Below are 16,259 nucleotides of genomic sequence, written 5' to 3'. Positions count from 1 at the left end.
ACCGCCGGTGAGCGTTAACGCTGCGCGCATTTGTGGTAATTTACTGATAAAGCAACCTATTGCTCGCGCTTATGATTTCCTTAAATCACCTTAAGCTCATAGTAAGGCAAACCGTTGAATACAGTATCCCCCCACCCAAATGCCCAAGAAAAAGAAGAAAATTAACCTTCCTCTCGTTGAAGTCATTATCGTTAGCCTGGTCATCCATATAGTCGGGCTCCTGATCCTCGGAGGTATCACGATCTTTAATCAAATCACCGAAGAAGAGGTGGAAATGGTCGCTCCTCCCATGGCGGAAGTCATTCCTCCGCCCAAGCAAATTCCCGTTCAATTGACGGACACCAAGCCACCAGCGCCAGCCGCAAAAGTGATCGCCATTGATCAGCAGATGCCCTTGGTTGAGATGGATTTCGATATGCCCGTGATCGAGCAGCGCTCGAACATAGCGGGCCGTGGTTTTGGCGGCTCCGGCCTCGGCGGTGGTGCTATTGATCTCTCCAAGCTCAACCTCGGCTTTGGCGGTATTCGCGACCGGGCCGAAAGCGTGTGCTTCATTGTGGACTACTCCAAGTCCATGAAAGACCCGATTAAGGGCAGCGACATCACTCGTTTTCAACTGCTCAAGGAACAGCTAGTAACGAGCATTGAGGCCATGGACGAAAATATTATCGTTACGGTCATTCTCTTCTCCGGACCTGCTTGGACTGTGGGAGAAAGCGAAGGCAAAGTGCGTGACCTCTACACTGGCAAGAAGGGTGATTGGCACAGTCACCGCCCCAAGGATTTCGATGCCCTCAAAAAGCCCGAGTGGAACCGGTTGACCCCAAAATACCGCTCCGAACTGCTAACTTATTTGAAGAAACAGGACATGTCCGGCGGCACGGTTTGGAGTAATCCACTGCGCCTGGCCCGTACATTGAAACCGGCACCAGAGGTCATTTACTTCCTGACCGACGGGGCTACCAGCGATGAAGACATCGTCGAAACCATGTCTTTGGTCAATGAGTGGAAGCGTGAAAATCGCGACCTGCGCATTCACACGATCGCACTTGGCGAGCCAAAAGCCGCATCCGGTATGCGACGTATTGCGGGCGCAACTGGCGGCAAATTCCGCCTGATTGAAACGATGGACGATATCGAACGCCCGGACGGACGCGGCGACGGCTAAAGCACCGCTTCAACCACCCATTTAGCAACAAAGCCTGATTCACTACGAATCAGGCTTTGTTGTAGGTAAGTTTAGCGGCGCGTTTACTGCTTTACCTGCTCGACGAGCACCCAGCCTTCGTGCCGCAAGAGCGGCTCGGCCTTCTTGAACTTCATCGTCTCGGTTTGCGTACCACGGCGGATGGTCACCACTTCATTGCGACCGATCTTGGGCAAGTTGACGACCGGCTCCGGCTTCTTGACCTTCGGCAGCTTGGCCTGAGGCTGGGAGGCAACGGCGAGACCGGCTGATCCGACACCCTGCCCTTGCGCCACGGCACCTTCGTCCGGGCCGCTCATTTGCGCCTTTTGCTGCATCATCTGCTGCGAGCGCACGTGAGCCTCCAGCGAAGTGGAGCTACGGAACAGACGGCGGCAGAGCTCGTTGCGCACACGGCCCATCATTTCCTGGAAGTAAGTGAAAGCTTCGTTCTTGAACTCGACCAGTGGATCCTTCTGCGCGTGACCACGCAGGTAGATCGCGCGACGCAGGTCCTCGATTTCGGTCAGGTGATCCTGCCAGTTATTATCGATCGAAATGGTGATCAGCTTACGCTGCAGGCCTACGATGTGATCCGGGTCTTCCAGTGCTTCCTTCTCGGCATAGACCTTGTTCACGGCTGCTGAGAGATACTGAACGACCTCCGAGCGGCCCTTGCCGTCGAGGTCTTCGGCCTTGAGCGAGATCGGGAAGTGGCTATTGAGCCAGCTCAGGAGATTCTCCAAGTCATCGGCACTCGGCTCCTTGCCCGGAGGCGCGATGGCATCCCAGCGCTCTTCGAGCTCTTCCTCGATCATTTCAAAAATGATGTCACGCGGTGTATCGCTGTGCAGTGCGTCATTCCGCAGGCCGTAAACCACCTCACGCTGACGGTTGAGCACTTCGTCGAACTGCAGCAGGCGCTTGCGCACCGAATAATGCTGCTGCTCCACCTTCTTCTGAGCCGACTCGATGGAACGGTTCAACAACGGGTGTTCGAGCACTTCGCCTTCGTTAAATGTGCTTTGCAAAATCTTCGAAATCGGGCCCGCGTTCGCAAAGAGGCGCATCAAATCGTCTTCCAGCGATACGTAAAACTTCGTGCGGCCGGGGTCGCCCTGACGCGAGCAACGACCACGCAACTGGCGGTCAATACGGCGCGATTCATTGCGCTCTGTGCCCAAGACCATCAGGCCACCCAACTCGCGGACACCTTCGCCGAGCTTAATGTCGGTTCCGCGACCAGCCATGTTGGTGGCCACGGTAACAGACCCGCGCTGACCGGCATTGGCGACGATCTCTGCCTCCTGCTGGTGGTATTTCGCGTTGAGCACCGAGTGCGGAATTTTCTTCTTCGTCAGCAGCTTGCTGATGTCTTCGGAGGAAATAACCGACGCCGTGCCCAACAGGACCGGCTGGCCGCGCTCGTGGGCGGCGGCGACGTCTTCCACGACCGCCGCATGCTTTTCGCGCTCGGTTTTGTAAATGACATCGTTCTCGTCCTCACGAATGCAAGGCTTGTTGGTCGGGATAATCATGACCTCCAAGCTGTAAATATCATGAAACTCCTGGACCTCGGTTTCCGCCGTGCCCGTCATACCGGCAAGCTTTTCGTAGAGGCGGAAATAGTTCTGGATCGTGATCGTCGCGTAGGTCTTGGTTTCCTTCTCGATCTTGACGTTTTCCTTGGCTTCGACTGCCTGGTGGAGCCCTTCGGACCAACGGCGGCCAGGCATCGGGCGGCCGGTATTTTCGTCAATAATGACCACCTTGCCCTCGTCAGTAACGACGTATTGCTTATCGCGCTCGTAGAGCGAATAAGCGCGCAGGAGCTGGCTAATGCAGTGCAGGTCTTCGCTGCGTTGAGCGAAGTTGGCCTCCGCTTCCTGCTTGGCCTTCATTTTGGCCTCATCGTCGAGGCTCTCGTCGCGGTCAATTTCAGTAAATTCGGTCGGCAGGTCCGGCATCACGAAAGCGTCGGGGTCGCCGGGGCGCAACGTGGAACGACCTGCCTCAGTGAGGTCGGCCTGGTGCTGCTTTTCGTCAATCGTGTAGTAAAGCTCCTCCTTGAGCGCGTGGAGCTGCACCTTATTGAAGTCCGAGTGCATCTCGAGGTCATACTTCTCGTATGCCATGCGGACATCGCCCCTTTCCATGAGGCGCATGAAGGTCGGGTTCTTCGGCATGCCGAGCTTGACCTGGAGCATTTTGCGGAAGGCGTCATTGCGGTCGGCGTCCTCTTTTTCCAGTTCGTTCTTGGCCTCGATGATAAGCTTGTTGCAAAGCTTGAACTGCGCGGAAACGAGCTTGGTGATGCCGGCCTTGTGCTCCTGAAACGGTGCTTCGCGGTCTTCGGCCATCGGGCCGGAAATGATCAGCGGTGTGCGCGCTTCGTCGATCAGGATGGAGTCAATTTCGTCGACGATGCAGTAATAGTGCTCCTTCTGGACCTGCTGCTCCTTGGTGGAAGCCATGCCGTTGTCGCGCAGGTAATCGAAACCAAACTCCGAGGCGGTGCCATAGGTTAAATTACACTGGTAAGCGGCGCGCTTTTCTTCGTTGGGCTGCTGGTTGTAAAGCACGCCGATGGTCAGGCCGAGATACTTGAAAAGGTGGCCCATCCACTCGGCGTCACGTCGCGCCAGGTATTCGTTAACGGTCACCAACTGGCAATTGCGGCCGGTCAGCGCATTCAAATACAACGGCAGGGTCGAGACGAGTGTCTTACCTTCACCGGTAGCCATTTCCGCGATCTTATTATCGTGGAGTGCCATACCGCCGATCAACTGGCAATCGTAGTGGACCATATTCCAGGTGTCCTGCGTGCCAGTGTATTCAATTGGCGTGCCGCAGAGGCGGCGGGCAGCGTTTTTACACACGGCAAACGCCTCGGGCAGGATATCGTCAAGGATCGCCTTGTTGAGGTCGACCAACTTGTCTGGCTCCGCGTTCTCGCCACCGAGTCTTTCCACGCCCGCCTTCCAGGCGTCCTGATAACGGGCCATCAGCTCTGGAGTCTTGGCTTTCAGCTGCTCTTCAGAGAGCGACTGGTATTCCTGCTCCAGCTGGTTGATTTTTTCTACAATGGGTTGAGCCCGCTTGTAAAACTTGCGGTAGTGGCTGCCCGAAAACTTCTTAAGAATAGATCCAATCATTGGGAATCGGCGATTTGTCGAATGGGACACCCTTGGCGACCATTAGTTCGCCGTCAACGGCGTTTTCCCCGTTTTCGTCGTTGCCATGGTGCCGGGATTCTCGCGGCGGCGCTAAAACATGACGATGGAAACGCCCTCGCGCTTGTAGGCAGCGATGATGTCTTTATCCAGCTCTTCGTAGGAGCGATCGCCCAGCAGGATTGCCCGCGCCTCCTCGTCACTGGAGCCTTTTTCCACCGCGCGGCAGTATTGGTAAACACGGCGCCCCTCACCCTCGCCATCCAGGTGCAAAAAGTAATTCCACAGCAAAAATGCTGAAAGGTAATAGTCGCCCAATCGATCCGGGGAGTCCTTGAAGTTTGCCGACCACTGGCTGTAGGTCATCGTCATCAGCTCATCGGGGGCCACCATCAGCACGTCGCCGCCACGCTGCAGGCGGTGGAAATCCTCCAGTTCACGGCGATCGAAGCGGAACTGGCCGTCATCGTACGGCACGCTTTCCATGTAAACCGCCATGCCCTCCACGATCCACGGTGGCAGCTTGTTCAACCAGTCATGATGCACCTGATGCGTGATTTCGTGAATCAACGTCAAGTGATCGCCGTCCTTGCTGAGCGTGTAGGAGCTAGACGCCTTTTCCACGCCCAGGCTCGATAAAGGCGTAAGAATTTCCCCACGGCTCGGTATATAAACACCGCCCGAGTTGATCATCCCACCTGCCTCATAGTAATCCTCCTTTTCCGCGAACAGACGCGTCACGAAATGCGAATCACGCGGTTGTGGCTTCCATTCGAGGGGAAACGCCTGCATGGCCACGTAGGTCGTCTCAAATATTTTCCCAAATTCGCGCACCGTCTTGCGTGCCAGCTTGACGTCGGAGTGAAACTCAAAATTCGGCGTGCGATAGATGTATTCATTGGTCGCGTTGTCCTCTTTGACAATGGTCACATCGTAATCATCGGGCAGCTTCACGCGGCGAGGCCACTCCAGGCCTTCAAACGGTTTCTCGGGCTCGGTGGGCTTCACGGCCGCTTGCAGCTCAAGCAAATAGGCTTGATCCGCATCGCTCAAGGAAGCAATCGGCAGCGTGAAAGTAAGCCCGTCGCTGTCGCGGCGAATCGTAATGGCTTCTTCTGTTTGGCTAAGGAGACCGGCCTCGACTTGCCGCCCGTTGCGATCCGTCCACACCCGGGAATCCGCCCCGGCAAACACAGTCGCCATTCCCAGGCAAAGCATTAAGCAAAGTCTCGTCACGCGCGCATTGAATCTTTTTCCTAGGCACTCAGTCAACACCGATGGACGATTTACTCACTCAAATATCAAACGGCGTCATCACCCGCACGCCGGAAGACACCGAGGCCCTCGCGCGCCAACTGGCCGAGCTGCTCCCCGCCAATAGCACCATCGCGCTCACCGGTGACTTGGGGGCGGGCAAAAGCACCTTCGTTCGTGGCCTGGCGCGCGCGTGGGGTATCACCCAGCCAGTTACCAGCCCGACGTACAACCTGCTTAACGTCTATCAAGGTAAGCGCCAGCTACTGCACCTCGACGCCTACCGGCTGGACAATCCAGATGCCGCCGAAGACTTGCTGATCGAAGACCTCCAGCGTGAACCGTGGGTACTCGCCATCGAATGGCCGCAAAAGGTGCCAAGTTATTGGCTGGATCACGCGTGGCAGTTGCACTTGAGCATTTCCGGCGAAGATCGCTGCATAGCCTTAAACTCTCGGCCATCTCCCAACCATTAAACTTAAAAAATTAATGGTGCTCAGGGCGGGACTCGAACCCGCACGTCCATAGGACACTACCCCCTCAAGATAGCGTGTCTACCAATTCCACCACCTGAGCAATCTAGGAAAGAGAGCTAGAAAAGCTCACTTTCACAAAGGATCAACAAAAAATTTCAGTTAATTTCGATATTGTTGTCATCTTTTGCTCGCCCTCAGCGATGAAATCGCATGAATCAGGCATGAAACCCGCTTTTTTATTGGCCAAACGCCAATCCCCTCTACTAACGTTCTTCCTGAACTAAAACTAATTCCGGCTGCCGCGCTACGCATGTCCGACACATCTGATAAGTCCAAACCCGAGAACTCCTTGTCTCTCGATTTAAGTCAACTACAGGATCTCTCCATAGGTCCTGACTGGAGCGATGCTGCCCGTTCGGCGGAGGCCCGCAAGAATAAGCAGCAGCCATCGGCACGCTCCGGCAAAGGCCCGTCCCGTGATCGACGGCCCGACCGTCCGCCCCGCAAGCGTGACTTCGGCGGCGATCAGCCCGGTGGCGAGCGACGCGACAGCCGCGGTGGCCCACGCCAGGGCGGACCGCGCGGTGAACGTCGCGGTGGTCCCCGTGGTGGTGACCGACGCCAGGAGACCCGCGCGCCCTTCAAGCCGATTGTCGACGTGGCGTTCTATCCGGAAGATGCTCCCTTTAAGGCCCTCTGCCACGCGATGCGCTCCAACTGCCGCACCTACGAGCTGTTTGAGATCGCACGCCTCATCCTGGAAAAGGCCGACCGTTTCGTCGTCGTACTGCACCCGAAGAAGGACGAAGGCCCTCAGGAATTTTACGTCAGCGTGCCCGATGGCCTGCCCTTCTCCAGTGAAGACCAAGCCGTCGCCCATGTTTTAAAGAACCACCTCGACAAGTTCGTTGACCTCGAAGAAGTCGAGGCCGAGCCGCCCAGCGGTAACTTCCCGGTGGTTAACAAGTGCGGCGTGACTGGTGAGCTCATCGGACCGCCCAACTACCATCGCTACCAATCGCTGCTCACCGAGCATCACGCGATGAACGTGCCCAACATGCCGTTCGAGAAATTTACCTCGCGCATTGAATCCGTCCGCGACGAAGAAGTCGTCAACCAGTGGCTGGAAAAGATGCGCAAGGAAACGCGCTACAAGCTCAAGACCGCGGACGAACTTGTCGAAAGCTTCGACAATCTGGAGTCGCTCAAATTTTACCTGCTTAGCAAGCGCAAGGCGGAGATCGTTCGCACCACGCATCAGGCACGCTTCTCCGGCCAACAGGCTGAGCTGCTGCCCCGTGGCCCGCTGAAGGACTCCATCGACGGCTGGCGCGAACAGCAGACCCGCTTCCCGCTCGAGACGGCGAACAACCTTCGCGGCCGCTTGCGCCGGATGCACTTCACCATCTATAAGCGTGGCTCCAAGGGTGCCTCCTTCGTCTGCGCGGTGAAGCGCAAGTTCCGCAATTCCTCGACCCGCCTTGCCGAGTCGCTGCAGGAGCTGATGGACTTCATCGAAAAGCACCCGAATATCGAGGTCACCAAACTGCCCGAAGAATATCTGGGCATTGATGTTTCCGCCAAAACGATTGAGCCGCCTCAGGAAAAAGCGCCGGACATTGAGTCGGTACCCGAGGAGGAAGCCGCCAAGATCGTGGAAGCCCACGAACAAAAGCGCGCCGCCAAGCAAGCGGAGGCCGAGGCTGAAGCAAAGTCGGAAGAACCGGTCGAAGCACAACCAGCAAAGGAAGCCAAGCCAGTCGCCCCGGCCAAGCCCGCGGTTGACCACTTGGAAGACCCGCAACTGCGTCAGATGATGTTCGACCTGCGTTGGCTCGTCACCGAAGGCTACGTTACCGAATACGGCGACGGCCGTCTCTTTGCGCCGCCCCCGATGGAGGAAAGTAGCGCCAAGCCTGACAAGCCTGCTGGCGAGAAAAAGCCCAAGCCGGAAACACCGGCTGAGCCTGAAGCTAAAGCTGAGCCTGCCGAGGAATCGACCAAGGCTGAAGAGCCCAAGCCTGAAGCAACGGAGGAGTCAACCGACAAGCCCGAAGCCAAGGTTGCCGAAGAATCGACCGAGTCTGGATCTTCCGACGAGCCTGAGTCCGAGATCGAACGCGAAAAGTCAGCCTCTCCGAGCTAAACGGAGAGGCAACTGCTCAATTTTTTTATCCTTCGGGATGAAAAATCAGTGAAATCGCTGGCTTTCTGGTGATACGTGCATTGTTTTGACCGTTTCACTGTTTTCGATGTCCCGTTTTTTCCTGCCAGCTTTCTCTGCCTACTTTGAGCGCTTTTCATCCTACCTGGTTAATCAGGCCGCGGGGATTATTCGTGTCCAACAAAGCGGCTTGAGCATGGCGACCATGCGCATCGCCCAATCCAACCATAACCCCAAAAGGCAAAATTGGATAAAAATCACGCCTGCACTTTTTGTTAGTTTTTGCGCGTGTAATGCGGCGTTTGCCGATGATCCGCTTAAGCCCGAGACGCTTCCTGAGACACCGATGGAGAGTGAGACCACTGGTGCCGATTTTTCATCTGACTTTGGTCGCGCTGCGCTCGATGCCTGGAATGAATCGCCGCAATCTTATCCGGATTACGTCGAAGGCCTGGAGGCGGATTACGACATTCTTGAACTCGTACGACAAAGCCCGCTGGTCATGGATATCGACGCCGACATCGCCCCCATGCATCTCACGCTGCGGCAGTCCGTGGATCTGGCACTTGAAAAAAATCTCGGCCTAAGCATTACCCGTTATTCCCCTGGCATTTCGCTTGATGCAATCACGGTTGCCGAGGCATCATTTGACCCAACGATCAACGCCTCACTCACAGCGGGCGAGGATGCGTTTCCGCCCTCCACTTCGTTGGCTGGCGTCATTTCCGGCCGCGCAGTGAACGCCGACCAGCAGTTCAATGTCAGCGTCGACAAACGCTTTTCGCTGGGCACCGAGGTCTCGGTCGGCACACGCCTGAACCGCGCCACGACCAACTCCAGCAACGCCCTGTTGAACCCGGATTTCTCTTCGCGCCTGGGCGTCACCTTGCGCCAGCCGCTGCTCGCGGGCTTTGGCGAGGCGGTCAATCTGGCCTCCGTTACCCGGGCACAAATTGGCCTGCGCGCCAGCCGCCTGGAAGTCCGCCGCGAAGTGCTGGACCTGATTGCGGATGTGGAGATCGCGTATTGGAATCTGGCGGCGGCGCGCCAACGCCAAGCTTTGTTTTTGTCCAACCTGCGTCTCGCCAAGTCTTTATTAGAGGAGAATACCGAGCGTGAACGCGTGGGCCTGGCGACCCGCTTGGAAGTCCTTCAGGCCGAGGCATCACTGGCCGCGCGCAGCGAAGATGTGATTCTCGCGCAGGAAGCCGCAGACAATGCCGAAGACCGGCTCCGCTCAGTCCTGGGGATTTTATATTCCGAGAGACTGAACCCGATCGACGTCGAGCCCCTACCCGATAACGACCCGATGCTGCCCGAGTTTCGCGACAGCGTGACGGGGGCCCTCGCCAGCGACATGGAAAGCCAGATCCAGTTGGAACTGATTGACCAACTGGAGGTCGACCGCCGCGTGGCGAACAACAGCACCCTCCCCGATCTCGATCTCTTTGCCGGTGGTGGCGTGCTGGGCCGCGAACAAAGTGCGACAGACTCCTATCAAAGCGCCTTCGAGTCGCGCGGCTACGACTGGAACGTTGGCCTGGAGTTCTCCATGCCCTGGGGCATGCGCGCCGAGGAAGCCCGTTTGCGTACATCCACGCGAAACATCTATCGAGCCGAAACCCGGTTGGCAGAAATTCAACAAGAGCTGATGCGCCGTCTGCGCCTGGCCTGGCGCTCCATCGCCTCAGGGCGCGAACGGCTGGCCACCACGCGCGCCTCACTGCGGCTCAACATGGAAAGCTTTGAGCAAGAGCGCGCACGCTACGATGCGGGCTTGTCCAACTTCCGCAATGTGTTGGAAGCGCAGCGTGACTACGACGACGCCAAGCTCCGCCACCTCGCCGCACTGTATGACCTCCGCGAAGCCGTGGTGCTGCTCGCCCGCCTTGATGGGCGCCTGCTCTCGCGCCATGGGTTTGACTGGCAGGAGATCGACAACGAAACGCAAACGCCGCCCGATCCCGTAAAACCGCTCAGCCAGGACCGCTGGCCGGCACCCGAATTTAACACCTTTAACCATGAGCCGGCGACGCTGCCCGCGAGCTACGGCCAATCACCCAATGCACTTTCCGAAACTTACGAAGGCGCCCTGACCGAACAATGAAACACATCCCCACGTTAATCTTTTTCGCCCTCCTCGCAGCCGGTGGTTGGTGGACCTGGGACCGGCTGGAGCAGGAGTCTGAAAACTCCAAGCCCAAGCCGCCGCAAACGTCCGAGGTCGAGCTGGGCTCGATTGAAAACGTCGTCACCGCTGGCGGCTACGTCGAGCCGGTGGTGTCCACCGAAGTGCGCTCCGAGATCACTGGCCGCATTGAGAATATTCTGATCAAGGACGGCCAAAAGGTGCAAGCTGGCCAGATCCTGCTGGAGCTTGAAAAAACCGAGCGCCAAACCGAGCTCGAAGAAGCCGAGCGCCTCTTCGAAGCCCAGGACCTCCGCCTGGAGCAGGCCAAGCGCGACTATGCCCGGCTTGAGGATTTGCGCGCCAAAAACTTCACCAACGAAAAAGACTTCCTCGATGCTAAGACCGAGCTTGGCCTGATGCAGATCGAGCTGGAAGTTCGCCGCGCACGTCTGGAAAAGGCTAAGGACAACCTGGCCAAGACCACCATCCGCGCACCGCATGAGGGCGTCGTGGGTAACTTCGATTTGAACCCCGGCCAAGTCATCACCGGGGCGACATCCGTCAACCAGGGCACCACGCTCATGACGATCAACGACCTGCTCAAGCTGCACGTGCGCACCAAAGTCAACGAGCTCGACATCAACCAGATATCTGAAGGCATGCCCGCGCGCGTCACCTTTGATGCCTTGCCGGAGGAAGAATTCTCGGGCGTTGTTTCGCAGATTTTCAGCTACGCCGAAACCGAGGGCAACGAACGCATTTTCCGCGTGCTCGTTACCTTCGAAGCCGGTGACGAACGCATCCGCCCCGGCATCAGCGCCACCGTCACCTTGCCGATTGATGAAGTCCACGACGTGCCGGTGGTCATCCCCACAGCGCTCTTCAAGTCCAAGGACGGCTTCGTCGCCTACAAGCAAAAGGGCGCGAACCAGTGGGAGAAAACGCCCGTCGAAACCGGCCTGAGCGATGTCCACCATGTGCAGGTCAAAAGCGGCCTGAAGGTGGGCGACGTCGTCAGCTTGACCATGCCCGAAGGCGAAGGCCCATCCGCGGATTCCTGAGAAACCATGGCGCTGATCGAACTCCAGCAAATTAGCAAGCACTACAAGATGGGCGACGAGACCGTGAAGGCGCTCGACAGCGTTACGCTGGACATCGAGGCCGGCTCGTACGCCGCGGTGCTTGGCCCCTCCGGCTCCGGCAAGTCCACGCTGATGCACTTGCTCGGCTTCATGGATTTCCCCACCTCGGGGAAGATGCTTTTCGACGGCGCGGACGTATCCCGCCTGAGCGCTGCCAAGCGCGCCTGGTATCGCGCGAACCACCTGGGCTTCGTCTTCCAGACTTTCAACCTCCTGCCCCGGCTGAGTGTGCTGGAAAACGTCCGCCTCCCGCTGGACTACGCGCGCAAGGACCGCAAGAGCGACGCGCGCGCCAAGGATGCGCTCGACCGCGTGGGCATGTCTCACCGCGTCGGCCACCGCCCAGGCCAGCTCTCCGGCGGTGAGCGTCAGCGCGTGGCCATCGCCCGCGCACTGGTCAACGAGCCCAAGCTCATCCTGGCCGACGAACCTACGGGCAACCTCGACACCAAAAACGTCGAGCGCGTCATGAAGCTTTTCGACTCACTCGTGGATGAAGGGCAAACACTGATCCTCGTCACCCACGACCTGGAGGTCGCCCAGCACGCGCGGTCCATTATCCTCGTGCGCGACGGCCACTTGGTCGGCACGGAAGACGGCCCCACCAAGGACGAAGACCAAACCGGGAGCGTGAAATCATGATACTCGCCAGCGCCATTGTCCACGGGGTGCGCGAGATCAGCTCGCACAAATTCCGCAGCCTGCTCTCGATGATCGGCATCATCCTCGGCGTGGCCGCGCTGGTGGCGATGGTCGGCGTCGTCGAGGGCATGATGTCCGGCTTTCGCAAGACCTTTGAGGCCACCGGTGGCATCGAGAAAATGGAAATTGAGGAAGCGGAGCCCCCCATCAATCAGCGGCCCTTCGCCCACCGCTCCCCCAAGCGCACAATGAAGGACTATTACGCGCTGCAGGCCTCCTTGCCCAATGCGCGGCGCATCTCCGCCGAGAAAAACATCAACTGGAGCCCCCTGCAAAGCGAAACCAAGCGCGAGTGGTCGCGCATTCGCGGCACCACACCGGAGACCTTTGAAATCGAGCGATTTTACATTCAGGAAGGCGGCCGCGCCATTTCAGACTGGGACGTCGTTCAGAAAAACCGCGTCATGGTGCTCTCCGAGCGCACTGCCAGCCGTCTCTTCGGAAACCCTGCGGACGCAGTGGGTCAAAATGTTTCCACACGCGGCATCGTGTTTACCATCATCGGTGTCATCGAGCCGGATGAGGCCGATTCGTGGAGTCGCTCCCGCGTGACGTTCATTCCCATTTCGACGGCCATCCATTACTTCGCGGACCCTGATGACGACACGATTAACGACTTGGGCGTCCAAGCCGCCACCATGGAGGACATCCCCGAACTGAGCGACCAAATCGAACGGACGCTGCTGAGCACGCACCGCGGTATTCAAGACTTTGCCGTTGAGACCCGCGAGAAGGAGCTGGAAGACTTCCAGGAGCTAGAGCGATCCTTTGTTTATTCACTCGGCGGCGTGGCGGCGATCACACTACTCGTTGGCGGTATCGGCATTGCCAACGTCATGCTCGCATCCATTTCGCAGCGCATTCGTGAGATCGGCATCCGCAAGGCAGTCGGTGCCAAAGGCAGTGATATTTTCATCCAATTTGTCGCCGAGGCGTTGATCATCAGCATCATTGGCGGTTTTATCGGGATCATTGCCAGCGTGGGGCTCGTGGAGCTGTTGCGCGGCTTTATTCCCGCGGACAAGGGGCACGTCGCCCTGTCGATGCGCGCCATGGGCTGGGGCTTCATGTTTAGCGTCGTCGTTGGCTTTTTGTCGGGGGTCTTCCCGGCGATCAAGGCCGCCCGCCTACCCGTCATCGACGCCTTGCGCTACGAATAGGCGGCAGTTTTGACGCAGTATTGGATCGAAGACGTCCACCGATTGCAGGCTGCCCGGGCCAAATCTTCCTCTATGCTTTTCGCGCCTGATCAGGCATAGGCAAACTGCCACAAAGCACGTAGGCAAACTGCCGCGTACCCTATGCCTAAACTGTCAGTTTACCTAGGTGTTTTGTGCCACGAAAGCTCTTCCTTTCGCGGCACAAAACCTATGCCCAAACTGTCGCAATGCCTACCGGTAAACTGAGAGCTCACCCCAGCCAAACCTACTGCCCGCTTGGTGAGAATACTGGCAACCCTACCTCCTGGTAGTCTGCAGGCGGCTGCATTTCCTCAGCGGACACCTCACGCTCGGTGATCTCCTTTACCGCCATTTTGAGCAGCAGTAAGCCATTTCGGTCGAAGGTCTCCATCTGCATCGCAAAAATGCGATCATCGCCAAAGATTTCAATCAGCTGCTGGCGCATTTGAGGGCTTACGCCTGGCAGGCGGGTCAACGCAGGGTTATCCAGTTCGTTGGTGGCCCAGCACACGGTTTCATTACCATTCTTCTCGGCAAGGATGAGCTTTTTCACCTTGTAACCGAGAACGATATCGGTCTTGCCGGTATCCCGCACCTGACCATCGATTTTAAAACCTGATTTGGCCGGATCATAGGCCTGAACGGTAAACATTTTAGCCTTGTCCATGATGTTTGTCATCGTGCCGGCATCATAATCGATGATGAACTTTCCCCGGCTATCAGGCAAAATCTGCTTCATCTGGTTGCCCTTGACGATCATCGTCGATTCCACGATTTGCCCGCCATCAGAGCTGAAAACGAGCAATTCGCCGTCGAACCCCGCAAGGCTGACCGTCGTAAAAAGTGTGAGTAACAAAGCCGATAGTGTGCGCATGATCTTCCAAAAGTGTATTTCCACTGTAACGAAAACGCTATTTGGCCGAGATTGTTGGCGCAAGCGGCAATTATGGCGTCAGAAATTAGAAAAACCGCCGCAAATGAAATTCGCTTCCATAAACGGGGTTGACAGCAGTTCGGAGGAGCGCACAACTGATTACCTTTTTTCTGAAAGCGCACCCTGCGCGGAGACCCAACCGACCTTACATGCAGAACTTTGCTGACCAGTGCCTTGATATGGCCCAGGCCATCCTGAGCCACAATCTCGATGCCATCAACGAAGATGGAACCATTCGTCCGATTGAGGGCGAACATTCCCGCACCGATGAGCCCGGCCATGCCGCGCTTGCCATTGGCGAGTATTACCGACTCACCAATGAAACCAAGTTCGGCGACTTTGATTTGGTCGACCTGACTGCGCGCACCATTACCGCGCAGACCTTTACCGACGAAGAGGCGGAAAATGGTCTGGCTTACGCCGCACTCGGCCTGCTGTCCTTCAGCCCGGCTAAGGAACGTAACCCGGTATGGGAACGCCTGCTGGAGCAGACTCAGGAAACGCTCGACAAGCGCCTGCTCCAACGCAGCGACTACGACAACCACCTGCAGTCCTTCAACATCGCTAAGGCTGTCACCCGCTTCTCCATGGGACTCTCCAAGAAGGATGAGACCGGCAAGCTCGTTGACCGCTTCATTGAGCGTATTAAGGAAAACAGCACCGCAGGCTTCATGGACGACGAGCCCGAAGGCATCGGCGGCTGCTTCGACATTTACGGCATCCTGAGCTTCGTGTTCATCCGCCAGGCCCTGCAACTGCATGCCAACATGCACCTGCGCGACCGCAAGCTGCCCAGCCTGCGCACCCACGCCGAAAAGTATTTGAAGATGCTGCCCGACATCGTCCGTATGGACGGCATTGGCTGGTCCTATGGCCGCGGCATCGGTGCCTATGGTCAGATGCACTGCATCAGCCTGATCCTCCAAGCCCTGCGCGACGGCTGGATCACCGAGACTGACAAGCCGAAGTACGTCGACCTGCTGCGCCGTCTCTTCCAGTTCTTCTTCCTGACATACGTCGACCGCGAGCACGGCTTCCTCGTCATCCGTGACGACGAGCGCACCACTGGTGACAACCACACCACGCGCATGGCCAACTTCGATGCCGCGCGCTACCTGTGCCAATGGGCACGCCTGGCCCGCTCCATCGGCGGTGCCATGGATGCCAAGCCCAGCCAGCCTAAGCGCGTCAGCCGCTTTGTGGTGTTCGACAAGTCCCACAAGAAGGAACAAGGCCTGTTCATGTATCACGACCCGGACAGCGGTCTGCACGTGCAGATCCCGCTCATCAGCCAGGGCCGCGAGCAGTTCAGTGACTCCCTCGCCTTCCCACATGCACCCGGCGTCATCGACTGGCCCGTCTGCAAGTATGCACCGATTCTTCTGCCCGAGCTCACCTTTGGCGACAAGGTTGTGCTGCCCGCCTTCTACGGCAAGCGTTGCACCATCCGCCAAGGCCTTCGCGGTGCTCTCACCTTCTCTTACGAGCAGCCGGACCTGATCACCAAGGACGAAAAATTCGTCAGCGGTCTCGGTTCCTGCAAGGTCACCTGGACCTTCACCGGCGGCAAGATGACCAGCGAGTTCGTCTTCACCGTGAAGCAGCAGGTCACCATGGATTCGATGCGCTACGTCATTGCCCTGGGCATGCCGCACACGCAATACCGCCACGGCATGACGTTTACCCTCGGCGCTGAAGGCCTCCGCCCGGCAGTCGTTAAGGACGACTTCCATGCCGAGTGGGACACCGAATCGGTCACCGCTGACCCGGCCTACAAGACCTACTGGGGCAAGCTCCACTTCCTGCAATCGCTCAAGCGCGACCATCCGCTCATCATGCGCCCCGGCCAGCAATACCGCCTCACGGTAGAGTTCGAGCCCGACCTGGCCATGGCAGACGAGTAGGTCGAGTGCGGA

General features: G+C 57.7%; 11 protein-coding genes and 1 tRNA gene. 8 read left to right on the top strand and 4 right to left on the bottom strand.

Going from position 1 to position 16,259, the window contains the following annotated elements:
* The first annotated feature begins 139 nt into the window (after positions 1–139).
* Positions 140–1,168: a vWA domain-containing protein gene (locus O3S85_RS03755; RefSeq protein WP_269537946.1), complete on the top strand. Its 1,029-nt coding sequence runs from the start codon at positions 140–142 to the stop codon at positions 1,166–1,168.
* Positions 1,169–1,251: 83 nt separating this feature from the next.
* Here O3S85_RS03755 and secA read toward each other — a convergent pair whose 3' ends face one another.
* Together secA and O3S85_RS03745 are read right to left on the bottom strand one after the other, a co-directional pair.
* On the bottom strand, positions 1,252–4,341 hold the full coding sequence (secA, locus tag O3S85_RS03750; RefSeq protein ID WP_269537945.1) for a preprotein translocase subunit SecA: 3,090 nt from the start codon (positions 4,339–4,341) through the stop codon (positions 1,252–1,254).
* Positions 4,342–4,452: 111 nt separating this feature from the next.
* Positions 4,453–5,577, bottom strand: a complete 1,125-nt coding sequence (locus O3S85_RS03745) for a hypothetical protein (RefSeq protein WP_269537944.1) — start codon at positions 5,575–5,577, stop codon at positions 4,453–4,455.
* 59 nt (positions 5,578–5,636) lie between these two features.
* Between O3S85_RS03745 and tsaE the strand changes: the two genes are divergently transcribed.
* On the top strand, positions 5,637–6,089 hold the full coding sequence (gene tsaE, locus O3S85_RS03740) for a tRNA (adenosine(37)-N6)-threonylcarbamoyltransferase complex ATPase subunit type 1 TsaE (RefSeq protein ID WP_269537942.1): 453 nt from the start codon (positions 5,637–5,639) through the stop codon (positions 6,087–6,089).
* Between the two features lie 14 nt (positions 6,090–6,103).
* On the opposite strand, the gene O3S85_RS03735 is transcribed toward tsaE, so the two are convergent.
* A tRNA-Leu gene (locus O3S85_RS03735) sits at positions 6,104–6,189 on the bottom strand.
* Positions 6,190–6,399: 210 nt separating this feature from the next.
* Here O3S85_RS03735 and O3S85_RS03730 point away from each other — a divergent pair.
* From O3S85_RS03730 to O3S85_RS03710, 5 genes are all read left to right on the top strand, one after another.
* Positions 6,400–8,235, top strand: a complete 1,836-nt coding sequence (locus tag O3S85_RS03730; protein ID WP_269537941.1) for a hypothetical protein — start codon at positions 6,400–6,402, stop codon at positions 8,233–8,235.
* A 106-nt stretch (positions 8,236–8,341) separates the two neighbouring features.
* Positions 8,342–10,360, top strand: coding sequence for a TolC family protein (locus tag O3S85_RS03725; protein WP_269537940.1), 2,019 nt, complete (start codon positions 8,342–8,344; stop codon positions 10,358–10,360).
* Positions 10,357–11,445 carry an efflux RND transporter periplasmic adaptor subunit gene (locus O3S85_RS03720; protein ID WP_269537939.1) on the top strand — a complete coding sequence of 363 codons (1,089 nt, stop codon included), beginning with the start codon at positions 10,357–10,359 and terminating at the stop codon, positions 11,443–11,445. Before O3S85_RS03725 ends, O3S85_RS03720 begins: the two co-directional genes overlap by 4 nt.
* 6 nt (positions 11,446–11,451) lie before the next feature.
* Entirely contained in the window at positions 11,452–12,168 is a 717-nt protein-coding gene (locus tag O3S85_RS03715; protein ID WP_269537938.1) for an ABC transporter ATP-binding protein, read from the top strand.
* Positions 12,165–13,388, top strand: a complete 1,224-nt coding sequence (locus O3S85_RS03710; RefSeq protein ID WP_269537936.1) for an ABC transporter permease — start codon at positions 12,165–12,167, stop codon at positions 13,386–13,388. Before O3S85_RS03715 ends, O3S85_RS03710 begins: the two co-directional genes overlap by 4 nt.
* Positions 13,389–13,653: 265 nt before the next feature.
* On the opposite strand, the gene O3S85_RS03705 is transcribed toward O3S85_RS03710, so the two are convergent.
* Positions 13,654–14,283, bottom strand: a complete 630-nt coding sequence (locus tag O3S85_RS03705) for a DUF4412 domain-containing protein (protein WP_269537935.1) — start codon at positions 14,281–14,283, stop codon at positions 13,654–13,656.
* 209 nt (positions 14,284–14,492) lie between these two features.
* On the opposite strand from O3S85_RS03705, the gene O3S85_RS03700 reads away from it, so the two are divergent.
* Entirely contained in the window at positions 14,493–16,247 is a 1,755-nt protein-coding gene (locus tag O3S85_RS03700) for a hypothetical protein (protein WP_269537933.1), read from the top strand.
* Positions 16,248–16,259: the final 12 nt, after the last annotated feature.

The sequence above is a fragment of the Cerasicoccus sp. TK19100 genome (assembly GCF_027257155.1).
Taxonomy (GTDB): domain Bacteria; phylum Verrucomicrobiota; class Verrucomicrobiia; order Opitutales; family Cerasicoccaceae; genus Cerasicoccus; species Cerasicoccus fimbriatus.
Note: the sequence above shows the minus strand (reverse complement) of the source record. Positions and strands in the feature narration are given on the sequence as shown.